Here is a 17,572-nt window from a genome sequence, read left to right on the forward strand (position 1 = left end):
ATGGAAAAACCGGAAAAGGTGAGGCATGGAACAGGCAGACAACAAGCAGAGAAGTTTCCTTAATCGTTACTGGATCGTGATCGTGATCGTGCTGTGGCTGATCGCCTGGTCGGCGCGCGATGTGTTGGCCCCCAGTACCGATGCGGTGCCGGAGGGCGAGGACGTCGAGGCCGTCGCGGTGGCCGAGGATGCCCCGGCCCCAGCGGACGCAACGGCGCCGCGCGAGGGTCGTTTGTCGGAGGGCGACATGGATCCGATGACGGGCGAGGCCTACGAGCGTGACGACGAGACCGGCGCGCATCGTCCAATTCCGGACCCGCAGGAACAGGCGCAGGCCCGGGCCACCGGCGAGCCGATGAGCGAGGAAGAGGTCGCGCGGCAGGTGCAGGAGGCACTGGAGGCCGGTCGCGTCGCCTACTGGCGTGGCGGACCCGAGGATGCGGTCGAGGTGCTGCGCACGGCACTGGAAGATATTCCGGCCACCTCGGCGCAGCGGGCCGACCTCTACGGCGAGCTGGGCAACGCCCTGTATGCCGCCGACGATGCCCCGGGCGCTATGCGGGCCTGGGACAGCGCCCTGGGGCTGTTGCCGACGGGTGAGCGGCGCTCGATGATCGAGCGCCTGGCGCCGGTTTATGACCGCCACCACCGTGATGGTGCCCGCCACCTGCGACAGTACCGCTAAGTCTTTTCGCGCGACCGAAAGGCGCGGGCAGGGCAACCGAAAAGGCCCCGGGGGTGTGAACCTCCGGGGCCTTTTCTTGTTGGGGTGGTCGTCTGCCTGCCGCAGGTTCAGACCAGCTGGTACCGGTGCAGCTTGCGCCACAGGGTGCTGCGATCCATGCCGAGGGCGCGGGCGGTCTGCGAGCGATTTCCGGCATGGGCGACCAGTGCCTCGCGCAGGCGCCGGGCTTCCGGGTGTTCGCTGGGCTGGCCTTCGCGGGTCCGGTGGCCGTCCCGGCCGTTTGGTTGGGCGTCGGGGGCGCTGGCCGGGTCATGGCCGTTGGTGTGCGGCGCATGGATCGTGTCCGCCGCATCGGCATCGACCCGGATCGGCTGGGGCAGGGGGAAGTCGTCCACCTGGCCGTTGCGGGCGTGCAGGGTCAGGCACTCGAAGACGTTTTCCAGCTCGCGGAAGTTGCCCGGCCAGGGATGCTCCTGCAACTGCTCCTTCAGGCGCGGTGCGATGCGGATGCCGTGGTGCACCTCGTAGGCCTGCAGGGTGGCCGCCAGGTCCCGGGGCCGCTCGCGCAGCGGCGGGATCTCGACCGTCGCGACCGCGAGGCGGTAGAACAGGTCAGTGCGAAATTCGCCGGCCTCGACGCGGCTGCGCAGGTTTTGATTGGATGCGGAGAGGATGCGCACATCCACCTGCCGGGTGGTGTTCTCGCCGACGCGTTCGAAGGCGCCATCCTGGACTGCGCGTAGCAGCTTGGCCTGCAGGCGCGGGCTCATCTCTCCGATCTCGTCGAGGAACAGGGTGCCGCCGTCGGCCGCCTCGAAGCGCCCGACCCGGTCGTTGACCGCCCCGGAGAAGGCCCCGCGGGCGTGGCCGAAGAGTTCGGATTCCAGCAGTTCCTCGGGGATCGCCGCGCAGTTGATCTCGATGAACGAGGCACGGATGCGGCGGCTGGACTGGTGGATGGCCCGGGCCAGGCGCGTCTTGCCGGTGCCGGATTCGCCCATGAGCATCACGCGCACATCGCTGGCGGCTACGCGCCGTGCGAACTGCAGCGTGGGCCGGCAGTTGGCGTCGTGGGAATGGAAGTGGCTGTCGTCGAGCCCGTCCTGTCCGTCCTCGCTGACGGTTTCCACCGCGGTCGTGCGCCGGCGCTGCGGCTGCAGGGTGATCAGACGCAGGGTGCGCTGGTCGTCGTTCAGGCGCAGTGGCTGGCTGATCACCTCGAGCGGGAGGGTCTCGTCGTCCAGTTCCGCCATTAGCGAGAAGTGCAGGGCGTGCGGCGTGCTGTTGGCATCGGCATCGTGCTCGCCGGCGGCGATGGTGGCCTCTCGCAGGTGTTGTTCGAGATTCAGTGGTCCGAGGTTCGCCAGGGTGAGGCGGGCATCGGAAGGGATTCGCAGCGTCTGGTGAAAGGCTGGGTTGGCGAACAGGACGCGACCCCGGGTGTCGCTGATGAGGTGTGGGTCCCGACTGTGTCGGATGCAGATTTCGGCCAATTCCGTTGTGGTCATCCCGCCTCCTTTTCTTGTTGGAGGGGCCGACGGAAGCGGTGCGGTGTTGCAACATCCGGGGCCACCTGCAACACCCCCGGTATGGCCCGTTTCGCCAATCCCTGCCCCGGTTATAGCGCGAAACGGGGGTGTTGCAACAGTCATTGTATGAATATCAGTAAATCCTAATTAAGTGATTGTTTTATAAGAAAGTCGATATATTGGCATACACGTTGCTTGTAGTTCGGCATGACTTCTTCTACTAATTGGGTAATGGACACCCGCCTCGGTCGTCAGTTGGCAGAACGCCCCCGCCATGCGGGCTTCGGCGCGGCGTGCCCCGGTGCCTGGCCAAGTGCGGCCATGCCCCCGATCCGAGAGCCTGCTCCCGAGTGGGCAGCACGGCCCGACCCCTTCTCCCATCGCGGCGTTCGACGCGAGGTAATGACGATTATGGTTGCGCGAGTTTCCCGACTCTTCCTGGCCCGCACCCTCCTGGGTATCGCACTGGCCCTGCCGCTGTTCGGCATCTCGGCGGCCCAGGCTGCTGGTCCCATCCTCACGGTGGAGCCGGATCAGGCGGCCACCCAGACCGTTAGTGGCACGGTGGTCCCCTATCGCGAAGTCACCCTGACCGCGCAGTCCGCGGGACGCGTGGTGGATGTGGCTGGCGCCGAGGGCGATCGCTTCGAACAGGGCGCAGTGCTGGTCGCGATTAGCGACGACCGGCTGCGCGCCCAGCGCCAGGCGGCCGAGGCCGAGATGCGCACCGCCGAGGCCGCGATCCGCGAGGCCCAGATGCAGTACGGCCGCGAGATGGTCTCGCCGCAGTCGCGCAACATCGGCCAGATGCCGGGCATGGGGGTGCCGTCGATGTTCGACCAGATGTTCACCCAGCCGATGGGCCAGGTCATGGGCATGGGCGATCCCGCGCTGGACCGGCGCACCGATCTCTATTCCCGCTACATCGGCGTGGATCAGGCGCAGGCGCGCTGGGAGCAGGCCCGGGCACAGGTTACGGAACTGGACGCGGCGATCCGCGACACCCGCTCCGAGGCGCCCTTCGATGGCCTGGTGATGCACAAGCATGTGGAAGAGGGCGATACCGTCCAGCCCGGTCAGCCGCTGGTGAGCTTCGGCCATGTCGAATTCCTGCGCGTCGAGGCCCAGGTGCCGGTGCGGCTGGTGAGCGGCCTGCAGGAAGACGACTACGTGCAGGTGCGGCTGGATACCGGTGACGAAGTGGAGGCCCGGGTCGCCCGGATCTTCCCCCTGGCCGACCCGCAACGGCACACCGTTACGGTCAAGTTCGACCTGCCGCAGGGCGTGCGCGGTGGCCCGGGTATGCATGCGGCGGTGCATCTGCCGCAGGGCGAGGTTTCCGGCAACCGGGTCGTGATCCCGCGTTCGGCATTGATCCCGGGCGGCGCCTTGCCGCGCGTGGCCGTGCTGGATGGCGAGGGCCACGTACGAGTGCGCATGGTGCGCCTGGGTGGCGGACGCGGCGACCAGGTGGTGGTGACTTCCGGGCTGGAGCCGGGCATGCAGATCCTCGCCCAACCGGGCGCGGGTGTGCGTTCCGGCCAGCCGGTGGGGGGCGGTTCTCCGGATGCGGGCGTCGGTCGCCGCGACGGCGCCACGGACCCCTGGAGCCGCATGTAGGGATCCATACCCGGCTGCAGGCCGGGGATAACAGCGCCGGTTGCTGCCCCTGGCAGGTGCACCGGTGACGACGCGCCGGCCGAACCGGTGCACGGGACGCCAGACTGACAACAGGACTGTTCAAGCTCGATGGCCGAAGACGACAAACAATCCGATACCGGTTTCCGGAAGAAACACGGCGATCCCGGCATTGCCGGGCGTATGGCGGCGGCCTTCATCCATTCGCCGCTGTCGTCGCTGCTCCTGATCGCCAGTATCGCGATCGGCATCCTCGGCCTGATGGTCACCCCGCGCCAGGAGGACCCGCAGATCTCGGTGCCGATGGTGGACATCATGGTGTCCTACCCGGGCGTCCCCTCGGAGCAGGTGGCGAGCCTGGCGGCACGGCCGCTGGAGCGACTGATGAGCGAGGTCACCGGGGTAGACAACGTCTACTCCGCGTCGCATCGCGGCGAGGCGATGGTGACCGTGCAGTTCGACGTCGGCGAGGACATGGAGTCCTCCATCGTCAAGGTGCACGACAAGCTGATCGCCAATCGCGACCTGATGCCGCCCGGCGTCAGCGAGCCAATGGTCAAGGTCAAGGGTGCGGATGACGTGCCGGTGCTCAACCTGACCTTCTGGTCGCACGAGGTGGACGACGCCTTGTTGCGCCAGATCGCGCTGGATGCGCAGCAGCAGCTGAACGAGGTTCCCGATGCCAGCCAGAGTTTCGTGGTCAGCGGGCGCGAAGAACGCCTGCGCATCGATGTGCTGCCGGAGCGCCTCGCGGGCTATGACATCAGCCTGGATGACATCGCCCAGGCCGTGCAGTCCGCAAATGTCGAGGGCGCGGCCGGGCGCATCGAGAGCGGGGGTCTGAGCACCGCGGTGTACACCGGGCGTTTCTTCACCGGCGCCGCGGATCTCGAGCAACTCCTGATCGCGGTCAGTGATGGCCAGCCGGTCTATCTGCGCGATGTGGCCGAGGTGACCTACGGCCCGGGCGATCTGGAGCGGTTCGTGCGCCACTACTCCGGTCCGGCCGCACCCGAACCGGATGCGGCCCCGGAGGGCGCGGCGGCGGTCACGCTGGCCATTGCCAAGAAGTCGGGCAGCAACGGGGTGACCGTCGCCAATGACGTACTCGAACGCCTCGAGCGCCTGAAGGGCAGCGTGATTCCGGACAACGTCGAGGTGGCGGTTTCGCGGAACTACGGCAAGTCCGCCAACGAGAAGGTCAACGAGCTTCTGTTCAAGCTGTTCATCGCCACCTTCGCGGTGACCATCCTGGTCGGCCTGTTCCTGGGGATTCGTGCCGCGGTCGTGGTGCTGATCGTGATCCCGGTGGTGATCCTGTTCACCGTGTTCAGCGCCTGGCTACTGGGCTACACCATCGATCGCGTCAGCCTGTTTGCGCTGATCTTCTCCATCGGCATCCTGGTCGATGACGCCATCGTGGTGGTGGAGAACATCTATCGGCGCTGGCTGATGAAGCGCGGCATCGATACCGAGACCACGGTGGATGCGGTGCGCGAGGTCGGTAACCCGACCATCCTGGCGACGTTCACGGTCATTGCGGCCCTGCTGCCGATGGGTTTCGTCTCCGGGATGATGGGTCCGTACATGCAGCCGATCCCGGTGCTGGGCTCCGTGGCCATGCTGTTCTCGCTGGTGGCGGCATTTGTATTTACCCCGTGGCTGACTCAGCGCCTGCGCCCGAGCATGGCGTATCTGGAGAAGGCCACCGACAAGGAACATCGCCAGGCGGAAAAGCTGGGCCGGTTCTACCGCACGGTGATCCCGGGGCTGGCCGACAACCGGGTGCGAGGCTACGCATTTCTGATCGCTGTCATCGTGATCTTCTTCCTGATGGTCAGCCTGTTCATGACCACCGACGTCCGCGTGAAGATGCTGCCCCTGGACAACAAGCCCGAGTTCCAGGTGATGGTGAATTTCCCCGAGGGCACGGCCCTGACCGAGACCGCCACGCTGAGCCAGGACATGGCCGGCATCCTGCGCGAGATGGACGAGGTGGTGGCCTTGCAGTCCTACGTCGGGACCGCTTCGCCGTTCAATTTCAACGGTTTGGTGCGGCACTACTACCTGCGCAACGAACCCTGGCAGGGTGACATCCAGGTTCAGCTGGTGGACAAGGGCGACCGCAGCCGGACTTCGCACGAAATCGCCACCGAGGCGCGCGAACGCCTGACCCCGCTGGCCGAGGCCGCCGGCGCGCGTATCCAGGTGGTCGAGATGCCGCCGGGTCCGCCGGTGCTGCAGTCGATTGTCGCCGAGATCTATGGCCCTGACGCTGCCACCCGCCGCGCGGTGGCCCGCGATCTCGAGGGCATGTTCGCCGGTGCCGAGCACGTGGCCGATGTGGACAGCTTCCTGCAGGCGCCACACAACGTCTGGCACTTCGATGTGGAGCGTGACAAGGCGCTGCGCCGTGGCGTGACCGTGGAGACCATCAACCGAACCCTGGAGACCGCGCTCAGCGGGCAGGTCCTGGGCGACGTGAAGGCACAGTCGCTGGTCGAGCCGCACCTGATCGAAATGCGCCTGCCGATGGCGACGCGCAATGACATTCGGCAGCTGGAGATGTTGCCGATCTCCACCCGCCAGGGCGGGTCGATCCCGCTGGCCGAGCTGGGCGAGTTCGTCCAGCGCCCGCAGGACGAGCCGATCTACCACAAAAACCTGCGCCCGGTGGAGTACGTGACCGGCGAGGTGGTCGGGCGTCTGGCCGCGCCGGTCTACGGCATGCTGGAGGTTCAGGAGCAGCTGGAGGACTACCGTCTTCCGGATGGCAGCCAGGTGCAGCCGCACTGGCTGGGGCCGCCGCCCAATGATGGCTCGACCGCCTTCGAGTGGGCCGGCGAGTGGACGGTGACGTACGTGACCTTCCGCGACATGGGGATCGCCTTTGCGATCGCGCTGATCCTGATCTACATGCTGGTGGTCTGGGAGTTCGGGAATTTCGTGCTGCCGGGCATCATCATGGCCCCGATCCCGCTGACGCTGATCGGCATCATTCCCGGCCACTGGTTGATGAACGCCGAATTCACTGCGACCTCGATGATCGGTTTCATCGCGCTCGCGGGGATTATTGTCCGAAACTCGATCCTGCTGGTGGACTTCGGTCGTCAGGCAGTGGATCAGGGGCACGACGTGCGCGACGCGATGATCCTGGCCTGCCAGGCGCGTACCCGTCCGATCATCATTACGGCTCTGGCCTTGCTGGCCGGCTCCAGCGTGATCCTGTTCGATCCCATCTTCCAGGGTATGGCGATCTCGCTGATGTTCGGCACCGTCGTGGCCACTTTGCTGACCCTGCTGGTAATCCCGCTGGGCTGCATTTCCGGACGCCGCGCCTTCTGCCCGACCAGCCTGAACGAGGACGGTGCGCCCACGGCGGGCTGTGGCGATGGCAATGGCAATGGCCATGCTGTGCATGCCGGTGTGACGGCCAGCGCGACCCAGGGTGTGTCTCCGGGGGCATCCGGAGGGGGGGATGACCTGTTTGGCCCGCGCGAGGGCGGGCCGGTCACCCAGGTCGTGCAATACGCGGGGCTCTATCTCAAGTGCCTGGTCGTGGCCTTCATCGAGGGCCTGCGCGATCTGGCGCTCGCCCTGGGGCGCCTGATCCGGTCCTTCATTGAACGCCGTCGCAATGGCGATGGCGGCCCCCCGCCGCCCAGCGGTGGATCGGGCGGTCCCTCCGCCGGGCCTGGCGGGCCGACGGGCGGTGCCCCGGGGGGCGGTGGCGCGTCGGGCACGGGTTCCGGCGGGGCTGCGGCGACTCCGCAGTCCCGTTCGAAACACCCGTCAGCTGACTCGAAGCCATCGGGCCCTGTTGCGCAGGCACCCGAGTCGACCGGCACCCCAGAGCCAGAGGCCTCCACGCCCGCCACCGGGAATGCCGGAGCCCAGGACGCCGGTGCCGCGTCGTCCAGCCGCACTCAGGCTGTGAAGCCCGACTCCCCCGCCGCGGGGACCGCAAAAGAGGCGGCCCCCTCCAGGACCACGTCCCGCGCCGGGGCAGGCAAGACCGCATCGAATATCCCGGTCGGGTCGCGTGCCGGGAAGGCCGGCTCCACGCGGGGTGCTGGCGATACCGCCGAGGCGAAGGCTACGAAGAAGTCGCCAGCGGGCACCTCGGTAAGCGCGAAGGACAAGCCCACCGCAGCCGCGAGCAAGACCTCCGGCGGCACATCCGCGTCCGGTGGCGCCACCAAAGGACGTGCAAGCAGCACCAACAAGGACACGCCGAAGGCGTCCAACAAGAAGATCGGGGGGACGAGCAAGACCGGCACCACGAGCAGCAAGACCGGCCGCAAGGACAGCGGCAGTACCCCCAGGGCGAGCGGCAAGTCGGGTACACCCGGCAAGGGCCGCACCCGACGTGGGATTCGACTCAAGTGAACATACAAGCAAGACCTCCAGGAGGTTCGCAATGAAGAAGCGTTTCAATTCCCGAATGATCGGTACCACGCTGGCCAGTGCCGCCGTGGCATCCGTGCTGGCCCTGGGCGTCGCCCAGGCCCAGGAACAGGGTCAGGGCTACGGCCAGGGTCCGGCGATGGGCCAGCAGGGCCCGGTGCCCGGTCCCTACGGGCATGCCCCGTACGGCTCCGGCATGGGCGCACATCCCGGTGGCGGGATGATGCAGCAGCGCGAAGGCTCCGGTGACTTCAGCTTCGGCATGTCCGGGCGCAGCCAGGGGCAGGGCTACGGTCGCGGCCACGGTGACGGGTACGGCCAGGGCTATGGCCGCGGCCATCAGGGCTACGGTCCGGGCTACGGCCGGGGGTATGGCCCGGGGTATGGCCCGGGTTACGGCCCCGGTCCGCAGCAGGGCGGCTTTGGCCACCCGGGCATGATGCAGCCGGGCTATGGCATGCAGCAGCGCCCGGGCTACGGGCAGATGCCGGAGTTCGATCCGGACAACCTGCCGGAAGACATGCCGGAAGAGATGCGCGAGCGCATCCAGGCCCAGCACGCCGAGCGCCAGGAGCGCATGGAAGAAATGAAAGCCATGCGCGAGCAGCGTATGGAAGAGATGGAAGCCATGCGCGAAGCGCGCCAGAAGGCCATGGAAGCGGGCCGTGCGGCGTACGAGGAAGAGATGGAGCGCCATATGGAGACGATGCAGGAGCGTCGTGGATCCATGCAGGGTGAATCCACACAGGAAGAAGGCGACTACTGATCCGCGGATCAGTAATCGCATGCCGACGGGCGCTGGTGCCCGTCGGAGTGGAACTCAGACGGAGGCAGTTCGCCATGCAGGGCAGGCAGTCCGGTCAACCGAAACGCAGGCGGGTCAGAAACGCCCCGATACTCGGGGTATTGCTGGCCACGGGGTTTCTTTTGCCGGCCGCCGACCTGGCGGCGAGTGATCGCCAGAACCCCTGGGCCTCCGGTACGCCGGAGGTGCAGCGGTCGGCACCCGAGCGTCCTCGAGGGCGCTTCCCCGATCGCGATTACGACCCGTCACGGCGGGACGAATCGCGGGAGACGCCGGCACAGGGGTCGCAGCAGGCTCCACCGTACCGCGGCTACGCGCCGTACGGCCCGTATGGGGTGCCGCCGGGGGCTCCGTCGTTCCACACCCCCGGCGGGATGCCGGGGGGCTATCCATACGGGTATCCGGGGCAGTCCGGTTACCCGGGCATGGGCGGGCCGTCTTCGGTCTTCCCTTGGGGGATGGGTGGTTTCCCGTTCCCCTGATCAGTAAAGCGTGCATTCGGGAAGCCCTCCCCGCGTGGACGTATTCGATTCGAGGGCATGACTCCTTCAGGAGGTAGCACCATGAACAAGCTCGTCAAAGCAGCAGTTCTCGCCGTTTCCCTGGGTGGCCTGGCCGCCCCGATGATGGCGTCCGCCCAGTGGGGCGGACCCGGCTACGGGTATGGCCCCGGCTCCTATGGCCCGGGCTACGGTTACGGCCCGAGCATGCCGTTCTTCGGTGGCCCCGGTTATGGCTCCGGTCGGAACTACGGGATGGGCGACATGATGGGCGACATGATGGGCGACGGTAACTTTGACTTCTCCGCCAGCGGTCGTGGCCGCGGCCACGGTTACGGTCAGGGCTATGGCGACGGCCGGGGTTATGGTCAGGGTTACGGCCATCCAGGCTACGGCTATGGTCCGGGCTACGGCTACGGTCCGGGTTACGGCCCGCAGGGCTACGGTCCTCAGGGCTATGGCCCGCAGGGTCAGATGCCGCAGCAGCAGGGTCAGGGCAACTAAGTCCTGCCTCAGTTCGGGCCTGCCCGGTGTCGGGCAGGCCCCTTTTTTCCGGAGCAGTGCGGATTGGCGGATTGCTCGTAGCCGCCAATCCGCAATGCTCGAAGGAGACGCCATGCAGACCGTCGTCGCCAATCTGAAAGGTGGTACCGGCAAGAGTACTGTGGCCTTTAACCTGGCCCTGTGGTTGCTGGAGGGGCGCCGTCGCGCCCTGACCGTGGATCTGGATCCGCAGCGGACCCTCAGCGATGTGCTGGAGGTGCGCCACGAGGAAGGCTACCAACCCGCGCTGGACGGGGTGAGTGATCTCGATGCGGTCCGCTCCCGGGCGGGCGATTACGACGAAGTGCTGATCGATGTCGGCGCCTCGGACATGGCCTCGCTGATGACCGCGGTGGAGGGCGCAGACCGCGTGCTGATCCCGGTCCCGCCCAGCCAGGCGGACGTCTGGTCGACTTATCGCTTCGTTCAGCGCATCCAGGATCAACGGGGGTCGCGTGATCGTCCCGAGATTCTGACATTCATCAATCGCGCCGATACGCACCAGACTGTGCGCGAGACCGACGAGACGCACGAGGCGCTGCAGCAGATCGAGGGGGTCCGCTTGCTGAAGCCGCGGCTGAAGCAGCGCATGGCCTTTCGCCGCTCCTTCAGCGAGGGGCTTTCGGTGCGCGAACTGGAGCCCCGCGGCAAGGCCGCTGCCGAGCTGGATGCCCTGGCTGTCGCCGTGTTCGGGCGCAGTCGCCGCAAAAAACAATAATGTGTCGCGTCCGGTGATCACCGGACGGCGGGCACCGAGCAGGAGAGCTTCATGCGCTTCATACGCAATGCTTTGGTCGTGATCGGGTTGCTGGCACTGATTGGCGTGGGATATGCCATTTTTGCCTTCGAGCCCTACCTGAGTCAGGTCCGCTCGCTGGATTCGCAGGCGCCCAAGGTCTATTCGCAGATGGCCCGCACGGTGCTGGAGACCGGCGATGCCGCGGAGGCCATGGTCTACAAGCGCAAGGTGGACGAGGGCCTGGCGGTCGAGGATGTCGAGGATATTCTGCGCCTGGTGGCCAACGAGCTGAATATCCGCAACGTCGGCGAACTGCCGATGGGCGAGGAGGTACGCAGCGTTACCGGGGAGGACTTTCCGTTCCTGAAGATCTATATGTTCTGTGATGTGGCGATTGCAGCGCAGATGGTTCGCCACAGCCCGGCGATGGCTGCGTATCTGCCGTGCCGGATCGTGCTGCAGGAGGATGCCGAGGGCAATCTGTGGCTGATGACGCTGGATCTGGACCCGATGATCCACGGAGGGCGCCCGCTGCCCGAGGATCTGCGCGAGCAGGCCGTGTTTGTGAAGGAATCACTGGAGGAAATCATTGACCGCGCCGCCGTCGGCGCCTTCTGACGGGGGCATCGAACCCGTTTCCATGCATCGACAAAGGGCGTTCAATGAGTGACGAGAGTAACAGTGATTTCAACGAGGTCCGCGACGAGGCGGACAAGGCGGATGCCCGCTCGCGGCGTGTGGAGCTGATTGTGTACGCTGCCCTCCTGGCCTTCGTGGTTCTGGCCATCTATGGCTTCTGGCTGATCACGAGCCTGACTCGGGACGTTAGTCAGCTGACCCAGGAGATCGCCCAGATGACGCGGGTGGTGGACCGCGACATGTCCACCATCGCCGGGCACATGGCCTCGATGGACCACCAGATGACCGACATCAACAACACCATGCGGGTCATGAACGAGGAAGTCGCGGCGATCGCGGGAAATACGCACTCGATGGACGCCAACATCGGCTCGATGACGCGCGATACCAGCGTGATGGCTGGCGCGATCACGGGCATGCAACAGGACATGTGGAGTCTGAATCGCAATGTGGGGGCGCCCATGGGTATGATGAACATGTTCAACCCATTCACCGATCAGAGCGGTCCGGTCCGGGGTTCGCCGGGGCCGTATTACCCGCGCTGATCACGTTTTTCGACTGACGGAGTCCGCATGTTCAATCGTCCAGGCCCTCGGGTACGCAAGCAGCTCAAGCTGCTCAGCGACCGCCTTGCCGAAGAGAATCCGGTCCTGAAAGGGGTGGTCGACCCCTTCCGTGATCTGGACCGGGTCGGTTATGCGGCCGGTCTGCTGGATCCCACCGAAGATTCCTACGCCTTCACCATCTCCTGGTGGCCGATGATCGCCATGCTGGGGACGTTCTCCGCTGGCAAGTCCACCTTCATCAACGAATACGTGGGCATGACTGTGCAGCGCAGCGGTTCGCAGGCGGTAGACGACAAGTTCACCGTGATCAGCTACGGCGGCAGCGAGCACGTGCAGGAGCTGCCCGGGCTCGCGCTGGACGGCGATCCGCGCTTCCCGTTCTACCGCGTATCCGACGAGATCGAGCGGATCACCGACGGCGGCGGGCGTACGGTGGATCATTTCCTGGCGATGAAGACCGCGCGCTCGGAGCAGCTGCGCGGGCGCATCATCATCGACTCTCCCGGGTTCGACGCCGACGAGCAGCGCGCGACGATCCTGCAGCTGACCGACCACATCATTGATCTGTCCGACCTGGTGCTGGTGTTCTTCGATGCCCGCCACCCGGAACCGGGTGCGATGCGCGACACCCTGGAACACCTGGTCAATCGCGTGGCCGAGCGCAACGACTTCACCAAGCTGGTGTTCATCCTCAACCAGATCGACACCACCTGGCGCGAGGACAACCTGGAAGAGGTCGTGTCGGCCTGGCAGCGTGCGGTGGTGCGCCAGGGCAATGCCACCGGGCGTTTCTACTGCCTGTACAACGAGAGTGCGGCGGTCGAGATCGGCGACCCGCAGGTGCGCGCCCGCTACGAGGAAAAATCCCGGCGCGACCGCCAGGAGATCCACGCCAAGATCCAGGAGATCAGTTCCTCGCGTTCCTACCGGATCCTTGGCTCGCTGCAGGCGATCGCCGAATCCATCGAGATGGACGTCATGCCGGCGCTGCAACGTGCGCTCGAGCGCTGGCGCCGCCGTGTCGTGCAGTTCGACGCCGGGATGTTCGCGGTCGTCGCGGTGATCCTGGGTCTGATTGGCTATCAGTGGACCGGTGGCGTTGCCCCGTGGACCGATGGCAGCGTCTGGCAGTCCATGGGCGACCGCCCGCTGCTGACGGTGTTCGGCATCGTGGTGCTGGCGATCGTGCTCGGCGGGATTCACTTCTTCAATCGCCGCTGGCTGGCGCGCCGTATCGCACGGACGCTGCCGACCGAGACCCCCGCCGGTAACTGGCGCGCGGCCTTCGAGAAGAACACGCGGCCCTGGCGCCCGATGATGGGGCGTGCACCGCTGGGTCTGGGGCGGCGCATGATCGGCCGCCTGCATCAGCTGCGCGACCGCGCCGAGGCTTATATCCAGCGCCTGAACAACCAGTTCGTGGATGCCAGCCCGGTCTCGCGCCAGGGTGGGCGGGCCTCGGCCACCGATGTCTACGACCCGAAGGAGCCGGAATCCCCGGCCCCCGATCCGACGCCGGGCACGGATGCGCCCCGCGATTACGCCGAGCCGGAGGCGCCGGAGAAGCGCTAGGGGTAGGCATGGTGCCTCCTCCTGCGCCGGCTCGCAGCAACCAGCACGATCAACGGGCGCGGTTACCGGCCGCAAACGTTGTGCAGGAGGAGAACGATGACCATACTGGCGTGGCTTATGTTCGCGCTGGCCATGATCCTGGTGCCCATCTCGGTATGGGCCAGCATGGCGGCGCTGGGGGTTTGTGCCGGTTGTGCACTGATCCGCGACTGGCGCAGGGGGCGTCAGGCGTCGGAGTAGTAGGCCGGCCAACCCACGGGCTTTAACCAACTGGGGACGGATTGCGCGCAGGGGGCTGTGGCGGATCCGGTTCCTGTTACCACTGGAGGAGAAAGTAGAAATGAGTGATCAAAAGAAGATGGCCATCATTGCCACGAAGGGTAGCCTGGACTGGGGTTATCCGCCCTTCATCCTGGCCTCCACGGCGGCCGCCCTGGGCTACGACTGCGAGGTGTTCTTTACCTTCTACGGCCTGCAGCTGCTGCGCAAGAAGCTGGATCTTCAGGTGACCTCGCTGGGCAATCCGGGCATGCCGATGCCGATGCCCATGCCGGTGCTGCTGCAGGCCCTGCCGGGTATGCAGAAGATGATGACCGTGATGATGAAGAAAAAGATGGCGGCGAAGGGCGTCTCCGATCTGGGCGACCTGCGCGATCTGTGCATTGAGGCCGAGGTACGCATGATCGCCTGCCAGATGACGGTGGACCTGTTCGACATGGACACCAGCGAATTCATCGACGACGTGGAATACGCCGGGGCGGCCGCGTTCTTCGAGTTCGCCGGCGAGTCCGATATCTGCCTGTTCATCTGAACCGGCGGCGCGCCAGGCGCGCCCATCAAGGCCCCGCAGCATCGCGCTGCGGGGCCTTTTTCGTTTTTGGAGGTTATTTCCGGCGGGTCAAAGGCCGTTTCGTGGTGGATAAGAAGCGAAAAGATCAGTCGTGGCCGGCGTACATGGCCTCGATGGCGTTGGCGTAGTGCTTGGTAATGACCGGGCGCTTGAGCTTCATGGTCGGGGTCAGCATGCCGTTGTCCACTGACCAGGGTTCGTGCACCACGTGTACGTGGCGGATCCTGGCGTAGCCGGGAAAGTCGCGTAGCTGGTACTGCATGCGCTGGAGCAGGGCGCGCTCGGTGGCGCGCGACAGGCGTCCGGCGGCACTGGGGTCGAGGTCGTGGTCCTCGGCGAAGGTCGCCCAGGCCTCGGGTTCGGGGACGACCAGGGCGGTCAGGAAGGCGTGGCTGTCGCCGACCACCATGACCTGATCGAACAGGGCATCCAGGGCGATGGCCATCTCCATGTCCGCCGGCGGGACCTTCTCGCCGTTGGTCAGTACGAGGATATCCTTCAGGCGTCCGGTGATGAAGATGCGGCCATCGTCGTCGATTCTGGCCTGGTCCCCGCTATGCAGCCAGCGATCTTCGTCGATCGTGTTCTCGGTCGCTTCCTTGTTTTTCCAGTAGCCGAGCATCACGCTGCTGGAACGGGTAAGCAGCTCGTCCATCTCGCCGATCTTCACCTCGATACCCGGCAGGGGTTTGCCAATGGAGGCGGGCAGGTTGTCGTCCGGGGTGTTCAGGCTGACCACCGGGCTGGCTTCGGTCATGCCGTAGCCATGCAGCACCGGCAGGCCCAGGCCGATGAAGAAACGCCCAATCGGCGGCGGCAGCGGGGCGCCCCCGCAAACGGCGAAGCGCAGCTTGCCGCCCAGGCGGTCCAGCACCTTGTGCGCGACGATGCGCTCCAGCAGTGGCCACAGCAGGAATCCGGGGGACCAGGACGCGCGGCCCTGCTGGTACTCGAAGCGGCGCCAGCCGATGGTCACCGTGGCCTTGAACAGGCCGCGGCCGATGGCGGATTTCTGCTTCAGGCCGGCCTGGATGCGGCCATGCACGCGTTCGTAGATGCGCGGTACCGAGATCAGCACGGTGGGCTGCACGGACATCAGGTCTTCGCCCAGACCCTGGATGGAGCGCGCGAAGGCGACCTCGGCGCCGACCAGCATGGGCATGTAGTAGCCGCCCGTGCGCTCCATCATGTGCGACAGCGGCAGGAAGGACAGGAAGCGGTCGGCATCCGACAGTGGCCCGGCGCTGGAGGAGGCGCTGGCGTTGTCGAGGATGTTGCGGTGCGACAGCATCACACCCTTGGGCCGGCCCGTGGTGCCGGAGGTAAACACGATGGTCGCCAGGGCTAGCGGGTCCAGGTCCGGGCGGTGCACGCGGTCGGGGTCGCCGCGCTCCAGCCAGGTGTCGATGTTCAGCACCCGCGGGTCGTCGGGCTCGCCTTCGGTGTGGCCCAGGCAGACGATGCGCTTGAGCGAGGGCATGTTCTCGAAGTGTTCGGACAGGCGGCGGTTGTGCACGCTCTCCCCCAGCAGGAGCAGGCGCGCCTGGGTCTGGCCGATAATGTAGGCGACGTTGTCGGGGCGGTCGTCGGTGTACAGCGGCACGGTGATCAGGCCCAGCTCGGTGGCGGCCTGGTCGAGGGCCACCCATTCGCGCGAGTTGCCGAGCATCAGCGCGACGCGTTCCCCGGGCTTGAAGCCTTCCCGGGCCAGCGCGGCCTGCCAGCGATCCACCATCGCGGCCATTTCGCCCCAGGTGGTCTGCTTCCATGTTTCGTCGGCGGCGCTGAAGTGGCGATAGGCCGGGGCATCCCGACTCATGGACACACGGGTGCGGAACAGCGCCGGCAGGGTGGGGGCCTGCTCCGGGGTGATAGTGGTCGACGACATGAGGGCCTCGCGCGCTGGGTTCCGATGTCCCGGACGTTAGAGGACGTGTCCATCCGGGGCAAGCTCGGCCCCGGGGAGGCGTCGTCTGCCTAGCGAATCCCCAGCGGGTGAGCGACGGGTTGGTAGGCGATCGCGCCGAGGACCAGGCTGAGACCGATCAGGGCGATCACGCCGCCCCCGGCCAGGCCCAGGGACGGGCCGATGTAGGTGAGTCGGCCCATGCGCGTCGGGCCCAGCCAGCGGCGGGTCCAGTCACGCGCGGAGACGGCGAGGGTCGCCAGCACCGAGACCGTCGCCGCCGTGCCCAGCGACATCGCCAGCACGGCGGCCACGCCCGCCCAGGCCAGGCCCAGGGCGGTGGAGACCGCCATGATCAGCACGGCGCCGGAACAGGGGCGGATGCCGACGGCCAGCACCGTGCCCCACCAGGTACCACGCTGGTTGGGATCCACGTGGTGCGGGGTGCCGCAGCCGCAGTGCGCGTCGTGTTCGTGCGAATGATCGTGATCGTGGGCTTGGGCGCGGTGCGCGCAATGCAGCCGCCAGGCATGGCGCAGGGCGCGAACCATCAGCCACAGCCCGAGCAGCGCGACCAGGGCGAAGCTGGCGATCTCCAGGGTGCGCACTTGGCCCAGGGTGTCGCGGGCCAGCCAGCCGAACAGGCCGATCAGCACCCCGACCAGGGCGATGGCGGTGACGCCCTGCGCCAGCGCGGAGACGGTGGACAGCAGGATGCCGCGCCGCAGGTTCTGCGGCTGCGTGAGCAGGTAGGCGCTGATCACCGCCTTGCCGTGGCCCGGGCCGGCGGCGTGGAAGATCCCGTAGAGCAGGCTGACCAGGATGAGCGCCCCGGCGGTCTGGGCGGTCGGGCCGTCGCGCAGGGCATGCAGGCCCTCGGTCAGGCTGCGGTGCAACTGTCGCTGGGTCTGCAGCATCCAGCCGGTCAGGCGTTCCAGATGGCCCGGGGGTTCAACCAGCGGGGTCGGCGCCTGATTGCCGCTGGCCGGCGCGTCGCGGTCGGCTGGCGCCTCGGTAGGGGCAGCACCCAACGGGTGGCCGGTCTCGGCCTGCACGAGTCCGGCACCGCCAAACATCAGGGCTAGCAACAGAAGTCCCCGAAGCAGGTGGAGGGAATGTCGTCGGAACAGGTGTTGGTCGGTGCGCATGGCGTTACTGTATAACACTCTGAGTGCGGTGTGGTGTGCGCGGCG

Annotated in this window: 14 protein-coding genes; 11 read left to right on the forward strand and 3 right to left on the reverse strand. The window is 66.6% G+C overall.

Going from position 1 to position 17,572, the window contains the following annotated elements:
* Positions 1-25: 25 nt before the first annotated feature.
* Positions 26-685, forward strand: a complete 660-nt coding sequence (locus D578_RS0112625) for a hypothetical protein (protein WP_018950303.1) — start codon at positions 26-28, stop codon at positions 683-685.
* Between the two features lie 107 nt (positions 686-792).
* On the opposite strand, the gene D578_RS0112630 is transcribed toward D578_RS0112625, so the two are convergent.
* Positions 793-2,193 carry a sigma-54-dependent Fis family transcriptional regulator gene (locus D578_RS0112630; RefSeq protein ID WP_018950304.1) on the reverse strand — a complete coding sequence of 467 codons (1,401 nt, stop codon included), beginning with the start codon at positions 2,191-2,193 and terminating at the stop codon, positions 793-795.
* Between the two features lie 432 nt (positions 2,194-2,625).
* On the opposite strand from D578_RS0112630, the gene D578_RS0112635 reads away from it, so the two are divergent.
* The 10 genes from D578_RS0112635 to D578_RS0112680 all read left to right on the forward strand — a co-directional run bounded on the left by D578_RS0112635 (position 2,626) and on the right by D578_RS0112680 (position 14,434).
* The gene (locus tag D578_RS0112635) at positions 2,626-3,834 is read left to right on the forward strand and encodes an efflux RND transporter periplasmic adaptor subunit (RefSeq protein WP_026289337.1); all 1,209 of its coding nucleotides are present in this window, start codon (positions 2,626-2,628) and stop codon (positions 3,832-3,834) included.
* Between the two features lie 129 nt (positions 3,835-3,963).
* Positions 3,964-8,241: an efflux RND transporter permease subunit gene (locus tag D578_RS0112640; RefSeq protein ID WP_018950306.1), complete on the forward strand. Its 4,278-nt coding sequence runs from the start codon at positions 3,964-3,966 to the stop codon at positions 8,239-8,241.
* 31 nt (positions 8,242-8,272) lie between these two features.
* Entirely contained in the window at positions 8,273-9,025 is a 753-nt protein-coding gene (locus tag D578_RS0112645; RefSeq protein ID WP_018950307.1) for a hypothetical protein, read from the forward strand.
* A 602-nt stretch (positions 9,026-9,627) separates the two neighbouring features.
* Entirely contained in the window at positions 9,628-10,068 is a 441-nt protein-coding gene (locus D578_RS0112650) for a sulfur globule family protein (protein WP_018950308.1), read from the forward strand.
* Between the two features lie 112 nt (positions 10,069-10,180).
* Entirely contained in the window at positions 10,181-10,825 is a 645-nt protein-coding gene (locus D578_RS0112655) for a ParA family protein (protein ID WP_018950309.1), read from the forward strand.
* 51 nt (positions 10,826-10,876) lie between these two features.
* Positions 10,877-11,464: a DUF302 domain-containing protein gene (locus tag D578_RS0112660; protein WP_018950310.1), complete on the forward strand. Its 588-nt coding sequence runs from the start codon at positions 10,877-10,879 to the stop codon at positions 11,462-11,464.
* 44 nt (positions 11,465-11,508) lie between these two features.
* A complete protein-coding gene (locus D578_RS0112665; protein WP_018950311.1) occupies positions 11,509-12,030 on the forward strand; it encodes a hypothetical protein in 522 nt (173 codons plus the stop codon).
* Between the two features lie 27 nt (positions 12,031-12,057).
* Complete coding sequence (locus tag D578_RS0112670; RefSeq protein ID WP_018950312.1) at positions 12,058-13,623, forward strand: dynamin family protein; 1,566 nt, start codon at positions 12,058-12,060, stop codon at positions 13,621-13,623.
* 96 nt (positions 13,624-13,719) lie between these two features.
* Positions 13,720-13,863, forward strand: a complete 144-nt coding sequence (locus tag D578_RS16085) for a hypothetical protein (protein WP_018950313.1) — start codon at positions 13,720-13,722, stop codon at positions 13,861-13,863.
* Positions 13,864-13,963: 100 nt separating this feature from the next.
* On the forward strand, positions 13,964-14,434 hold the full coding sequence (locus D578_RS0112680) for a DsrE/DsrF/DrsH-like family protein (protein ID WP_018950314.1): 471 nt from the start codon (positions 13,964-13,966) through the stop codon (positions 14,432-14,434).
* A 124-nt stretch (positions 14,435-14,558) separates the two neighbouring features.
* Here the strand turns inward: D578_RS0112680 and D578_RS0112685 are convergent, their stop codons facing one another.
* Positions 14,559-16,361 carry a long-chain fatty acid--CoA ligase gene (locus D578_RS0112685; protein ID WP_018950315.1) on the reverse strand — a complete coding sequence of 601 codons (1,803 nt, stop codon included), beginning with the start codon at positions 16,359-16,361 and terminating at the stop codon, positions 14,559-14,561.
* Between the two features lie 89 nt (positions 16,362-16,450).
* Entirely contained in the window at positions 16,451-17,527 is a 1,077-nt protein-coding gene (locus D578_RS0112690; RefSeq protein ID WP_018950316.1) for a nickel/cobalt transporter, read from the reverse strand.
* Between the last annotated feature and the right edge of the window lie 45 nt (positions 17,528-17,572).

It is taken from the genome of Thioalkalivibrio sp. ALMg11, from assembly GCF_000377905.1.
GTDB lineage: Bacteria > Pseudomonadota > Gammaproteobacteria > Ectothiorhodospirales > Ectothiorhodospiraceae > Thioalkalivibrio.